Source organism: Amycolatopsis pittospori, assembly GCF_013870525.1.
Classification (GTDB): domain Bacteria; phylum Actinomycetota; class Actinomycetes; order Mycobacteriales; family Pseudonocardiaceae; genus Amycolatopsis; species Amycolatopsis pittospori.
Window position 1 is genome coordinate 46,492 of sequence record NZ_JACBXD010000017.1, and the last position, 13,382, is coordinate 59,873.

The 13,382-nt window shown below is 68.3% G+C and carries 11 protein-coding genes; 7 read left to right on the forward strand and 4 right to left on the reverse strand.

Features of this window, described 5'->3' with window-relative positions; all coding sequences use genetic code 11:
- Positions 1-30: 30 nt before the first annotated feature.
- The 5 genes from H5J31_RS12430 to H5J31_RS12450 all read left to right on the forward strand — a co-directional run bounded on the left by H5J31_RS12430 (position 31) and on the right by H5J31_RS12450 (position 5,694).
- Positions 31-468, forward strand: coding sequence for a PPOX class F420-dependent oxidoreductase (locus tag H5J31_RS12430; protein ID WP_181772676.1), 438 nt, complete (start codon positions 31-33; stop codon positions 466-468).
- Between the two features lie 302 nt (positions 469-770).
- On the forward strand, positions 771-3,329 hold the full coding sequence (locus H5J31_RS12435) for a PQQ-dependent sugar dehydrogenase (RefSeq protein WP_181772677.1): 2,559 nt from the start codon (positions 771-773) through the stop codon (positions 3,327-3,329).
- Between the two features lie 217 nt (positions 3,330-3,546).
- Complete coding sequence (locus H5J31_RS12440; RefSeq protein WP_181772678.1) at positions 3,547-4,149, forward strand: RICIN domain-containing protein; 603 nt, start codon at positions 3,547-3,549, stop codon at positions 4,147-4,149.
- Positions 4,149-5,141, forward strand: coding sequence for a hypothetical protein (locus H5J31_RS12445; RefSeq protein WP_181772679.1), 993 nt, complete (start codon positions 4,149-4,151; stop codon positions 5,139-5,141). Before H5J31_RS12440 ends, H5J31_RS12445 begins: the two co-directional genes overlap by 1 nt.
- A gap of 43 nt (positions 5,142-5,184) precedes the next feature.
- A complete protein-coding gene (locus H5J31_RS12450) occupies positions 5,185-5,694 on the forward strand; it encodes an NUDIX domain-containing protein (RefSeq protein WP_181772680.1) in 510 nt (169 codons plus the stop codon).
- On the opposite strand, the gene H5J31_RS12455 is transcribed toward H5J31_RS12450, so the two are convergent.
- Positions 5,669-6,280 carry a TetR/AcrR family transcriptional regulator gene (locus H5J31_RS12455; protein WP_328701462.1) on the reverse strand — a complete coding sequence of 204 codons (612 nt, stop codon included), beginning with the start codon at positions 6,278-6,280 and terminating at the stop codon, positions 5,669-5,671. The two genes, H5J31_RS12450 and H5J31_RS12455, sit on opposite strands and share 26 nt — an antisense overlap.
- An 86-nt stretch (positions 6,281-6,366) precedes the next feature.
- Between H5J31_RS12455 and H5J31_RS12460 the strand changes: the two genes are divergently transcribed.
- The gene (locus tag H5J31_RS12460; protein WP_181772681.1) at positions 6,367-7,233 is read left to right on the forward strand and encodes a sterol desaturase family protein; all 867 of its coding nucleotides are present in this window, start codon (positions 6,367-6,369) and stop codon (positions 7,231-7,233) included.
- Here H5J31_RS12460 and H5J31_RS12465 read toward each other — a convergent pair.
- The gene (locus tag H5J31_RS12465) at positions 7,230-8,234 is read right to left on the reverse strand and encodes a glucosyl-3-phosphoglycerate synthase (protein WP_181772682.1); all 1,005 of its coding nucleotides are present in this window, start codon (positions 8,232-8,234) and stop codon (positions 7,230-7,232) included. The two genes, H5J31_RS12460 and H5J31_RS12465, sit on opposite strands and share 4 nt — an antisense overlap.
- 110 nt (positions 8,235-8,344) lie before the next feature.
- Positions 8,345-9,253 (reverse strand): alpha/beta hydrolase family protein, encoded by a 909-nt coding sequence (locus tag H5J31_RS12470; protein ID WP_181772683.1) that lies wholly within the window; start codon positions 9,251-9,253, stop codon positions 8,345-8,347.
- A 60-nt stretch (positions 9,254-9,313) separates the two neighbouring features.
- Between H5J31_RS12470 and H5J31_RS12475 the strand changes: the two genes are divergently transcribed.
- Positions 9,314-12,295, forward strand: a complete 2,982-nt coding sequence (locus tag H5J31_RS12475; RefSeq protein WP_328701463.1) for an FHA domain-containing protein — start codon at positions 9,314-9,316, stop codon at positions 12,293-12,295.
- A gap of 83 nt (positions 12,296-12,378) precedes the next feature.
- On the opposite strand, the gene whiA is transcribed toward H5J31_RS12475, so the two are convergent.
- Positions 12,379-13,368, reverse strand: a complete 990-nt coding sequence (gene whiA / locus H5J31_RS12480) for a DNA-binding protein WhiA (RefSeq protein WP_061980674.1) — start codon at positions 13,366-13,368, stop codon at positions 12,379-12,381.
- Positions 13,369-13,382: the final 14 nt, after the last annotated feature.

Sequence of the window (13,382 nt, forward strand, 5' to 3'; positions counted from 1 at the left end):
GGGGTTCCGGACGCCGGTAGCGTCTGGTTCATGCGTGAAATGAGCCGTGACGAGTGGTGGCAGTTCGCGAGCGAGGGCACCCGGACGGGCATGCTCGGCCTGGTCCGCGCCAACGGCGCCCCGATCGTGACGCCGGTGTGGTTCCTGCTCAATGAGGGGCCCGAGGGCGACGAACTGATCTTCACCACCGGCACGGACACCCTCAAGGGGAAGGCGATCCGCCGCGACGGCCGGATCTCGCTGGCCGTCGACGACCAGAAGCCGCCGTACTCGTACGTGCAGTTCACCGCCGAGGCCGTGCTGCACGACGACTACGACGAGATGCTCGAATGGGCGACCCGGCTCGGTGGCCGGTACATGGGCGAGGACCAGGCCGAGGCGTACGGCAAACGCAACGCCGTACCCGAGGAGTCCTTGGTGCGAGCACGGATCACGAAGGTCATCGCGCGGGCCGACATCGCCGGCTGACACCCTCTTCCTTCTTCCTCCCGCGTTTAGTCCTCTCGATGCGGTCCTTGCACGTGCAAGGACCGCATCGAGAGGACTAAACGCGTTCTGGGGGGCGTCCCGGTGGCCGGGCACACCCGGATGTGCCAGTCAGAGGTGACACTCCGTGTTGATGTTGGTCGACTATTGACACGAAGCACCCGCTGGTGTGTGATCTGACCCATAGATAGGAAAGTTTCCTAACTAAAACTCCCCGCTCTCCCCGGGCCTCGCCCGGTCCGCCGTTGTACCTCCCTAACCCGACTTCACGCATGGAGGCTCCAGTGGCACCCCGACCACCGTGGCGCGCGCTTCTCACGTGTACCGCCGCAACGGCGATCACCTTCGCCGTACTGCCCGCCCTGCCCGCCGGCGCGGCGCCGACCGACTACGAGTCCGAAGCCGCGACGATCTCCCAGGGCGCCGTCGAATCGAACCACGCGGGCTATTCCGGCACCGGGTTCGTGAACTTCGACAACATCGCCGGCAGCCACATCGAGTACACGGTGAACGCCGCACAGGCCGGAACCCAGACGCTGACCTTCCGCTATGCCAACGGAACCACGGTCGACCGTCCGGTCGCGCTGAGCGTCAACGGCACCGCCGCCGGAACGCTGTCCTTCCCCGGCACCGGCGCTTGGACGACCTGGAAGACCGTCACCAAGGACGTCACACTCGCCGCCGGGGTCAACAAGATCCGCACCACCGCGACGACCGCGAACGGCGGTCCCAACGCGGACAAGCTCACCGCGAGCGGAGTGGCCGACGCCGAAGCGCCGACCCCGCCCAAGAACCTGGCAGCCAAGGACATCAAGGCACGCTCGGCCACCTTCACCTGGGAGGCCGCGACCGACAACGTCGGCGTCGTGCGCTACGAGGTCATGCGCGGCGGCAACATCCTCAAGACCGTCGACGGGAACACGCTCACGGCGACCGTCGACAACCTGACGCCGAACACCGCCTACGACATCTCCGTCGGCGCCTTCGACGCGGCCGGAAACCCTTCGCAGCAAAGCAATGTCGTGCAGTTCACGACGCCACCGAGCGGGGACACCACGCCGCCGACCGTGCCGGGGAACCTGCGCTCGACGTCGGTGACGGCGAACAGTGTCTCCTTGGCGTGGAACGCTTCCACCGACGACAGCGGCACGATCGCGGGTTACGACGTCTACCAGGGCACCGCGAAGGTCGCGACGACGCCTTCACTCGAAGCCACGATCACCGGCCTGACGGCGAACACCTCGTACACCTTCACGGCCAAGGCGCGGGACCTCGACGGCAACGCCTCCGCGGCGAGCAACGCGCTGACCGCCAAGACGAGCGGTAACGCGGGCGGCGGAATCCCGGAGTACGACAAGGACATCGCCAAGGTCGACCTCGCCTGGTCCGTCGACTTCCTCCCCGACGGCACGGCGCTCGCGACCGAACGGGACCGCTTCGAGATCCTGCGGATCACGCCGTCGGGCCAGAAGACCACCGTGGGCAAGGTGCCCGGCGCGGTCGGGACGAACGGCGAGGGCGGCCTGCTCGGCCTGGCGATCTCGCCGAACTACGCCACCGATCACGCGATCTACCTGTACCACACGGCTTCCGGCGACAACCGGATCGTGAAGATGACCTACGACAACGGAACGCTGTCCCCGACGTCGACACCGGTGCTCACCGGGATCGCGAAGAACCGTTACCACAACGGTGGAAGGCTGCGCTTCGGTCCGGACGGCAAGCTGTACGCCACGGCCGGCGACGGACAGAACAAGGACACCCCGCAGAACAAGGGTTCGCTCAACGGGAAGATCCTGCGGATCAACCCCGACGGTTCGGCGCCGGGCGACAACCCGTTCTTCTCCACCGGCGGCAACGCGCGGTACGTCTGGAGCTTCGGACACCGCAACCCGCAGGGCCTGGCCTGGGACTCCCGCGGCCAGCTGTGGGCGTCGGAGTTCGGCGACGGCACCCAGGACGAGCTGAACCTGATCCAGAAGGGCGGCAACTTCGGCTGGCCCCAGTGTGAAGGCACCTCGGGCAGCTGCGGCGGCACGGTCGCACCGAAGAAGACCTGGCCGACGAGTTCCGGCGGGCCGAGCGGGATCGAGATCGTCAACGACTGGGTCTACGTCGCGGCCGTCACCAGCGAGCAGGTGTTCGCCACGCAGATCAACGCCGCGGGCAACGGCGTCGGCTCGGTGCAGTCGCTGTTCTCCGGCCGCTGGGGCAGGCTCCGCTCGGTCACCAAGACCCCGGACGGCGGCCTGTGGCTCACCTCGACGAACGCGGACAAGAACGGTGGCACGCCGAGCGGGATCGACAACGTGGTGGTGCGCCTGAAGTTCCCTGGTTCCTCGCAGCCCGGCGCGTTCAAACTGGCCAGTTCCGCGTTCGCCGACAACGCCTCCATCCCGGGCAAGTACACCTGCTCCGGTGACGGCACCGCGGGCCAGGACACCTCCCCGCCGCTGGCGTGGGGGCCCGGGACCACGGGCGCCAAGGGCTACGCCGTCGTCTTCGCCGACGTGGCCAACAGCGGCAACAAGCTGCACTGGGCGATCTGGGACATCCCGGCGTCCGCGACATCGCTACCCGAAGGTCTGGGAGCGGGCTTCACCGTCCCGAACCAGAACGGGGCCAAGCAAAAGGCCATGGGCAGCGGGGCGAACTCGCAGAAGTACTTCGGTCCCTGCCCCGGTGGCTCCAGCCATCCGTACACGTTCACGCTGTACGCGCTGAACACGGCGACGGTTCCGGGCCTGACCTCGTCCTCGACGATGGCGCAGATCGAGACGGCGATCAAGAACGCGTCGAGCGCCAACGTCAAACTTCGCGGCACTTCCAACGCCGCGACCTGAGTCGCGGTCGGGGTGTCCGGAGCGGCGCCGGACACCCCGACCGTATCCAGTGTGGACACCGATGACCGCCACCCCGTCCGGGATTCCCCGACGGGGTGGCGTTTTCGTGGGAAAGAACCACGTTGACGCGGCTGCCCGGTGGCGGCAGGATCATGGTGAGCAGGCTGTCCTGGTCGGGGCCCAGTGGAGACACCTGCGCGAACTGGGGAGAAGATTAATGCGTAATCTCAAGCGATTCCTCGTGTCCATGACCGTCCTCGCCGGATTCTCGGCCCTGTTCGGCGCGCCCGCCGCGCAGGCGGACGAGCGCGTCGACCTCGGCCAGCTGTCGCTGCGTCCGGCGAAGGTGCACGGTGCCGGCTTCTCCGCGCAGCAGCAGGCGTACCTGATCGGCCCGGCCTCCGACGAGAGCCGCTGCCTGGACGCGGATCTGGGCACCATCAACGGAAACGGCACCAAGGTCCAGCTCTGGACCTGCATCATCGGCCCGGACAACACCATCCCGGCGAACCAGGCCTGGTACGTCACCCAGATCCCCGAGGGTCACTTCCGGTTCCAGAACGTCCACAATGGACGTTACCTGGACGCCGACCTCGGCTCGATCAACCGTAACGGCACCAAGATCCAGCTCTGGGACTACCTGCCCGCCGCGTCGAACCAGTGGTTCACCGTCACCGAGAACCCCGAGGGCTACCTGCGCCTGCAGAACGTGCGCAGCGGCCGCTACCTCGACTCCGACCTCGGCACGGCGGGCCGTGACGGTGGCGTCGTGCAGCTGTGGGACTTCGTGGCGGGCGCCAAGAACCAGTGGTGGTTCTGATGCGAAGCCCAGGGCGGCGGCTGGCCGCCCTGGGCGCGGCGCTCCTCGTGGCGGTGACCGGGCTGCAGACGGCAGAGGCCACGTCACCGATGGAGGCCACCTCCTGTTATTGGCGCCAGACCCATTTGCCGATGCCGGCGGGGATCGAGTTCGCCTACGTCAGCGGTTCCGCCGGAACCGAGTGGATCGTCGCGAACGGCAGCAACTATCCGGATCCCGACTACGGCATCATCTGGCACAACGAGCAGCCTCGACTCATGCTGCGGTTTCGCGGCGGTGGTGAGAATCGACCGCGTGACATCAACGCGAACGGCACCGTGACCGGGGTGAGGTTCGGCCCGTCCGGTAAGCCGGAACCCTATGTGTACAAGACCTTCTACCGCTGGCTGCCGAAACCGGCTGCTGGAAACACCTATGCCACCTGGATCAACGATCGCGGCGACATCGCGGGATTCGTGGATGTCGACGGTGTCATGAAGATCATCTATTGGCGGGCGGGCGGCACGGACTACGAGATGCTCGGTGACGGCTTCCCGGTCGGGATCGACGGGACCGGACGAGTGGTCTCCGGCACGGGAGAGATCTACCACGCGGACGGTACCCGTGGCACGCTTCACGCCCCGGCCGGCCTCAGCGGGATCGCCGCAGGGCAGTTCAACGAGGGTATGACGGCCGGCTACGGCACCGACGCGAACGGCGAACGAGTGGGCGTGGTGTGGGACGCCGTGGGCAACGTGGTCTCGACCATTCCCCACGCGACCGCGAGGGCCGCCAACCCCCAGGGGCTCGTCCTCGGCATCGTCGGCGCGTACGGGGGAAGCGCGGCGGAGGTCTGGCGGAACGGGAGACACGAGGTCACGCTCGCCAATCCGAGGCCGCAATTCGCGGAATCCCCTCAGCCGTACAGCGCGAACGCGGATGTGACAGCGGACGGCGCGATCATCGCCACCCCGATGGGCCTTCCCCGGCCTTCGTACTGGCGTTGCTCGTGAGTTCCTGATGTCCGGTCCTTCACCGGCCTTTAGACTTCGGCCGGTGAAGGACTGGACGTTCTGCCCGCGCTGCGGAAACCGGACCCGGCTCACCGGCGATGGCCGGGAGACCCACGCCGAGTGCCCCGAGTGCGGCTTCGTCAAATACGACAACCCGCTGCCGACCACGGTCGGCCTGGTCCTCGACGGCGACCGGATCCTGTTGCTGCGCAGGGCACACGAGCCCCGCAAGGGCAGCTGGGACACCGTCGGCGGATTCCTTTCCGGAACCGAGACCGCCGAAGAGAACCTCGTTCGCGAAGGTCTCGAAGAGATCGGCTGTGAACTCCGGAATCTCCGGTTCGTCGGGTCGTACTCGTCCGCTTACGGCGACACGGGCCTGATGACGATCGGGCTCGCCTTCACCTGCGAACTCCCACCGGACGCCGAAATCGTGCTGTCGGAGGAGAATTCCGAGTTCGCCTGGTTCCCGCTGGACGACCGCCCGCCACTCGCCTTCGCCGACTGCGAGGCGGCGGCAGCGTCGCTCACCAGCCGAACAGGTTCCGCATGATCCGCTCGCAGCGCGCCGTCATCGCCGCCGCGTCCTGATCCGGCTGGTCGATCCACCAGCTGATCAGCGAATCGACCACCCCGGTCCACACCTGCGCGATCGCCTCGATGTCACGTTCGTCGTCGAGCCCGCGGGAACGCATCAGCTGGGCGGCGCCGATCAGCGCGAATCCGTCGAGCCGGAAGCGGTAATCGGTCGCGACACCGGCGATCTCGCCGCTCGACGGCACCGTCGGGTCACGCAGCAGCTTCCAGGCGTAGCGGTCGTGGTCGAACGTCTGGAAAATGGCCGAAAGCACCGCCAGCGGCATCCGCTCGGGCGGCTCGCTCTCCTGCGCCATCGTCTCGGCGACACCTTCGGTCAGCCTGTCCCCCGCCCGGTTCAGGCAGGCGAGGTAGAGCCCGTCCTTCGAGCCGAAGTACTGGTACAGCAAGGGTTTCGTGACACCGACCCGACGCGCGATCTCCACCATCGACGCCCCGGCGTACCCGTTCCTGCCGAACTCCTCCGTACCGGCGCGCACGATCTGGGTTTCCCGCTCTTCGCGGGGCACGCCCTTCGTGCCGACGGCCCTTGCTTCTGTCACGGCGGTTATCTTACCCTGAGGTAAATGACCCTAGGGTAAGTTACCTGAAGGTCAGATAACCGGGGGTCGAGACAGGGAGAGGCGTGGTGGCGGACTTTCTTGCCCATCTGAGTGACCCGGTGCTGCTGGCGACACCGGTGTTCCTGCTGTTCGTGGCGATCGAGATCCTCGCGCTGCACGTGCTGGGCCACGACGACAACGTCATCGGCTACAGCGTCAAGGACACGCGGACCAGCATGTCCATGGGCGCGGTGGCGGTCGTGATCAACGGCGTCTTCCGGATCTTCATGCTGTTCGTGTTCGCCGCGCTCTACGCGCTGGCGCCGGTGAAGTTCAGCCCGGACGACTGGTGGACCTGGGTGCTGATGCTGCTCGGCCAGGAACTCGTCTTCTACGCCTACCACCGGGCCAGCCACCGCGTCCGGATCATGTGGGCGGGCCACCAGGTCCACCATTCGAGCGAGCACTACAACTTCTCGACCGCGCTGCGGCAGAAGTGGACCCCGTACTTCCAGCTGCCGTTCTGGTCGATCCTCGCCTTCGCCGGCATCCCGCCCTGGATGATCCTCACCGGGCTGTCGATCGACCTCGTCTACCAGTTCTTCGTGCATACGGAGAAGATCCGGAAGCTGCCGCGCTGGTTCGAGTACGTGTTCAACACACCTTCACACCATCGTGTGCACCACGGCAGCGACCAGGAGTACCTGGACGCGAACTACGGCGGAATCCTGATCATCTGGGATCGCCTGTTCGACAGCTTCGTCCCCGAAGGCAAACGACCGACCTACGGGCTGACCAAGAACATCGAGACCCACAACCTGCTCAAGGTCGGCTTCCACGAGTACGGCTCGATCCTGCGCGACGTCCGCGCGGCCGGGTCGTGGCGGGACAAACTCGGGTACGTGTTCGGGCCGCCGGGCTGGCAGCCCGCGCGGGCCGAGGCGATGAACTAGGCCGTCTCCCGCAGAACCGGCGCGTTCTCCGGCCGCGTCTCCGGCGGGAGGCTCGCCAGCGGCGGCCGCTGCGTGCACATCACGTCGGTGAGCACCAGTTCCCGCTCGACGCCTTCGCCGGAGCCACGCCGGAATTGGGCGAGCAGGGTCGACGGCGGCGCGGCGGAGATCAGGCGGCCGCCGCGTTCCAGCCGGTCCATCAGGGTCAGCATGATCTGCCCGGCCATCCGGCCGAGGGCCTGTGTGCTCTGGTGGCGATGCACGCGGTGCCCGAGGTCGACCTGCGCGAGCGCGTCGAGCCCGCGGAGTTCGAGCAGATCGATCAGGTGCCCGACCTCGACACCGTAGTTGGTGACGAACGGGATGCGCTCCAGCACCTCACGGCGCCCGGCGTACTCCCCGGCGAGCGGCTGCACGAAGCCGGCGAGTTCCGGCCAGTACATGTTCAGCAGCGGGCGCGCGACGAGTTCGGTGACCCGCCCGCCGCCGTCGGGCTCGCTGGCCTCCCCGCTGTCGAGAGGACGGTGGTAGAAGCCCTTGACGTAGTCGATGGACGGGTCGGTGAGCAGCGGCCCGAGCAGGCCGGTCACGTAGCCGGGGGTGAAGTCGTAGAGGTCGCCGTCCACGAAGACGACGATGTCACCGGTCGTCTCGGCGACGCCCTTCCACAGCGCTTCCCCTTTGCCCGGCAAGCCTTCCAGCCCGGGGAAGACCGCGTCCTGCGCGACGACGTCCGCCCCGGCCGCGCGGGCGACGTCGGCGGTGGAATCGGTCGAATGGCTGTCCACCACGAGGATCTCGTCCACCAGACGATGGCGTTCGACGAGTTCGCGCCGGATGGTGCCGACGATCGTGCCGACGGTCTTCTCCTCGTCGCGCGCCGGGATCACCACCGAGACCCGCGTCCCGCGTTTGGCGGCGAGCAGTTCCGCCACGCTCCAGTCGGCCGCCCGGCTGCTGCGCCGCGTGAGCCAGACGCCGACCTCCGTCGAAATCCGCATGCCGTCCCCTTCCTCGATGATCACCACCGAGCTTCGAGGGACGCTGTTTCCTTCCGTCGTCGCCGCGGAAACCGCTGCGTTACGCCTGACGGGCGCAGGTAACAGGCGGGCTAGGCCAGCGCGGCCGAAAGCGCCTCGCCCGTCCGTCGCTTGGCCAGGTAGAAGGCCGCCTCATGCGGTTTCGAGCCATTGTCGACCGTGTAACCGCTGTCGAGGACGCCTTCCGCGCCGGGGAAGAGCGGCGTGAGATCCGGGCGCGCGGCGACGAGGTCGTCCCGGTCGGCCAGGTTCACCCAGCGCGCGACGCCGGGCGGGATGGACGGCGGCTGCGGGCGGGTCCGCTCGTAGACCACCGTGCGCAGGCCGAGCGGCGAGCCCAGGGTAAGCAGCAACGGCAGCGGGCGGCCGTGCAGATGAGCGGCCTCGTAGGCGACGACCGATCCGAGCGAATGCCCGATGATCACCTCGGTCTCCGGCCCGATGTGCTCCGCGACCCGCTCCTGCACGCGTTTCCGGATCGTCTCGTCGGTGAGATACAGCGTCACCTGCTTGAGCGCCTTCACCACGACACGTTCGGCGAACGCGACGCCGAGCCGGGCGAAGGGGCGCAGGCGTACCAGCGCGTTCAGCACCGGGCGGGCGGCCGCGCGCACCCCTTGGTACTCCTCGGCCGGACCACCCAGCCGGGCCAGCTCGGCCCGGGCACGGTCGCGGTCCGTCTCGCGGGACGCCGAATGCGCCGCGTTCCTCAGCCACTCCCCCGCCAGTTCCTCGGCGAGCCACCACTCTTCGACGCTCAGTTCGTCGCCGCCGCCCTGCTGGCCGTCGCGGAGGAAGAGGTCGCCGTAGAAGGCCATCCGTGCGGCGCCGGGGCGGGAATCGCGCCACAGGTCGTCGGCCAGCGCCGGGGCGCCGGCGAGCCGGACCCCGCCCGCCAGGCTCGGCAGCCATTCGGCCTCGAGGGTGTCCGCGGACTTCTGTTCCTGGGCGATGCCGTGCACCAGAACGATCCGAGCCATGGTGACCAGTATGGTCGAAGTGCTTGCCGGTGCACCCGCCGATGAGACAAAGTGATCTCCGTGGGAGAGCGGAGGTCGTTGGTCGTCGCGTCGCAATGCGATTCGTTGAACCTTCTTTCGTTCCTCCCCGACGTCGGACACGACGTTTCGACGGCTCTGCTCGATCCCGTGATCGGCGGCTGTGTCCCGGCGCTCGCGGACGGTCGCGGCCTGCTCGTCGACCCGACGTTGACCGAACTCGACGACGCGCTGGTCGAGGCGTTCGAGCGCGCGTCGGAGGACGAGGCGACACTTTTCCTTTCGCTCGTCGGGCACGGTGAATACGCCGACGACGACTTCTACTTCCTCACCAAGGAAACCAGCCTGCCGGTGGACAGCCGGAAGTCGTTCCTGTTCGCCCAGCGGATCAAGGAACTGCTCGGCCGCTACTCCACACTCGACGGGCTCGTGATCCTGCTCGACACCTGCCATGCGGGGATCGGCGCGCTCCAGGCCGGCAGGCGCTGGCTCCGGATCGTCGGCGAGGCGGGCAAACGCTTCGACCTGCTCACCGCGTCCGACGACCGGGTCGCGGCCAACGGCTGCTTCAGCCGTTCGCTGGTCACCGTGCTGCGTTCGGGGCACGAAAGTCTCGGCGAGCTCGTGCGCTGCGCGGATCTCAAACGGGTCATCGCCGGGCTGTGCCCGATGCAGACCGCCGTCCACCTCGGTTTCGACGGCACTCGCGAAACGCTCGAAGCCGATCAGGGACTGTGGCTCGCGCTCAACTCGTCCCCCACCTGGCGCCGTTCTCCGCTGTCGGGCAACCCGGCCGCCCCCGACATCGAACGGCTGACCGCGAAGTACAAGCAGAATCCGCAACTCGGCGAGACCGTCGGGCATCTGCTCACCGGCGCCCGGCTGGTCGCGATCACCGGTGACGCCGGATCGGGGAAGTCGACGATGCTGGCGGCACTCGCGCGGCCTTCGGTGGCCGGGGCCTATGTGCCGCCGGACTTCCTGCACGCCGTCCTGTTCGCCTCCCGCGGTCAGACGGCGGAACAGATCGCGCGGGAACTCGCCCGCCAGCTGCGGCGCACCGTCCCCGGCTTCACCGAGGCGGGAGAGGCGTTCTCAGGCGGTCTCGACGACGACGCACGCAGTGGCGCAAGCGCTTTCGATCTGCTGATCCTCGGCCCGCTACGGACACTCGCTCCACAGTGGACGGACAGCCCGGTGCGGATCGCGGTCGACGGTCTGGACGACGTCGACCCCGACGTCCACGACCGGCTGGCCGGCTTCCTGTGGAGCCTGTCGACCGATCCGGAGCTGACGTGGCTGAAGACCGTGGTGGCCGCGCGGGACCCGAAGGACCTTCCCGTCGCCGTCGCGGTGCGGCTGATCCCGGTGCCCGCCCCCTGGAAGCCACCGACCCTCGATCCTCCGATCGTCTTCAGGCCGGGCTCGACGCAGTCGGGACAACAGGGATCGGCACAACCGTGGGACGAGACGGGGCACTGGACGGACAGCCGGGAAGCCGGCAGCAGCTCACCCACGTCGCCGAAGATCACCCCCGCCACCCTGATCATCGACGTGCCCGGACGGCCGCCCGTCAACCACGAACTCTCCTACGGGCTCACGACGCTCGGCCGCAGCAGGCGCGCCGCCCTCCGCGTCAGCGACTCGCGCGTTTCCCGGCTTCACTGCGAAATCCAGTGGGACGGCACGACCGCGTGGCTTTCCGATCTCGACTCCGCCAACGGCACACTCGTCAACGGGCGGCGGGTGCTGAACGCCGAACTCATGCACCGCGACGTGATCCGGATCGGCGACGCGACCATCACCTTCATCAGCGTCAGCCAGGAAGAGGTCTGGCCGGAGGCCGACGAAGACACCGGCTCGATCTCGTCGCCCCGGCCCGAACGCGCGGTCCTGCTGGACCTCCTGCACCTGGCGGCGGCGCGCGGTCCGATCCCGATCTCGATCCTGACCAAGGCGAGCGCCGCCAGCGGCGGGCCGGGCAGGACGGTGCACGTGCGTGACATCCTCGCCGGACTCGGGGACACCGTCAGCCGCACCCAAGCCGGTCTGACGACCGAAACCGTGCTGTGGACAGGCCCCCTGCCCGACGAGCCGCCGCGTTTCCACGCCCACCTGGCCGCGGCGACCGCCGACGTCGAACCGCCGTCCGCCGACGAAGAACCGACCCTCGAACAGTCCTACGCCGCCGCCAACGAAGCCGAGTACCTGTGGCTCGCGGGCCTGCGCGAGGACGCCGTCCGCTCGCTGGAGCGCCGAGCGTCCAGCATCCCCGTCGAGAACCGGGAGCGGTGGGCCGTGTGGGCGAACCGGGCAGCGAGGGAACTCGGGGAGAGCGACCGGATCACGTTGCGGTTTAAGGCACGGCACGCGACTTGGGCGGGCAAGGCCGGTGATACGGCCGGCGCGCTCGACCGGTTCGAGAGTCTGCTGCCGGTCGTCGTCGAAGCGTTCGGCGCGGGCGACGAAGACGTGCTGAGCATCCGGAACAACATCGGTCACCTGCTCGGTGAACTGGATCGCCCCGAGGATTCACGAACCGCGTTCGAAACCCTCGTCCGGGACGCGACCGGCGCGCTGGGCCCGAGCCACCGGGAGACACTGCACGCGCGGCATCTCCTGGCCGTGGCGACCGGCAAGACCGGCGACGGCGTGGAAGCCCTGCGCCTGAGCCGGGAACTGTTGCCCCGTGCGAAGAACGCGTTGGGCGACGACGTGATCGTCATGCACGTCCGGCACAACATCGCGTTCTGGAGTGCGCTGATCGAGGACGCGCCTCCAGCGGTGCTGGAATACCTACAGCTGCTGACCGAAGCAAGGGAACGGCTGGGCGACCGGCATCCCGACGTCCTCGACCTCCGGTTCGGCCAGGCCTTGGCTCGCGCGAAAGCCGGTCAGATCACCGAAGCACTGTCGGAATGGTCTTTGCTGCTGGACGATTCCGTCGAGGTCCGGGGTGAACGGCATCCGGGAACGAAGAAGATTCGCGAGCAGCTCGCGCAATGGCGAGCCAAAGAGTCGTGAGACCCCTGGCCAACGCGTTTAGTCCTCTAAATGCGATGGTTGCGTGTGCATCCAGCGCAAGTAGAGGACTAAACGCGGGTGAGTCAGGCCTCGTCTTCTTCCAGCATGTCCGGGGTGACCGCGGATTCGGTGTCCGGGATGCCTTGTTCCTTCGCCTTCTTGTCGGCCATCGCCAGCAGACGGCGTATACGGCCGGCGACGGCGTCCTTGGTCATCTGCGGGTCGGACAGCTGGCCGAGCTCTTCGAGCGAGGCCTGCCGGTTCGACAGCCGCAGTTTGCCCGCGGCGAGCAGGTGGTCCGGGGCGGATTCGCCGAGGATGTCCAAGGCTCGTTCGACCCTGGCCGCCGCGGCGACGGCCGCGCGGGCCGAGCGGCGCAGGTTGGCGTCGTCGAAGTTCGCGAGCCGGTTCGCGGTGGCGCGCACCTCGCGGCGCATCCGCCGCTCTTCCCACGCGAGCACGCTCGTGTGAGCGCCGAGACGCGTCAGCAGGGCACCGATCGCGTCGCCGTCACGCACGACGACGCGGTCCGCGCCGCGGACCTCGCGCGACTTCGCCTGGATGCCCATCCGCCGGGCGGCGCCGACGAGCGCCAGCGCGGCCTCGGGGCCCGGGCAGGTGACTTCGAGCGACGACGAGCGGCCGGGTTCGGTGAGTGAACCGTGTGCCAGGAACGCGCCGCGCCAGGCGGCTTCCGCGTCGGCGACGCCACCGGAGACGACGGCGGCGGGCAGTCCGCGCACGGGACGGCCGCGCTGGTCGATCAGGCCGGTCTGCCGCGCGAGTCCTTCGCCGTCCTTGACCACCCGGACGACGTACCGCGTGCCCTTGCGCAGCCCACTGGAAGAAATGACGTGCACGTCGGACTGGTGTCCGTACAGTTCGTGGATCTCCTTACGCAGCCGCCTCGCCACCGAACCGGTGTCGAGTTCAGCCTCCACCACGACGCGGCCGGCCACGATGTGCAGCCCTCCCGCGAATCGCAGCATCGACGCGACCTCCGCGCGGCGCGGGCCGATCTTGGTGATCTCCAGCCGGCTCAGCTCGTCCTTCACGGCGGCGGTCATCGCCATCGCTGCCCCTCCAT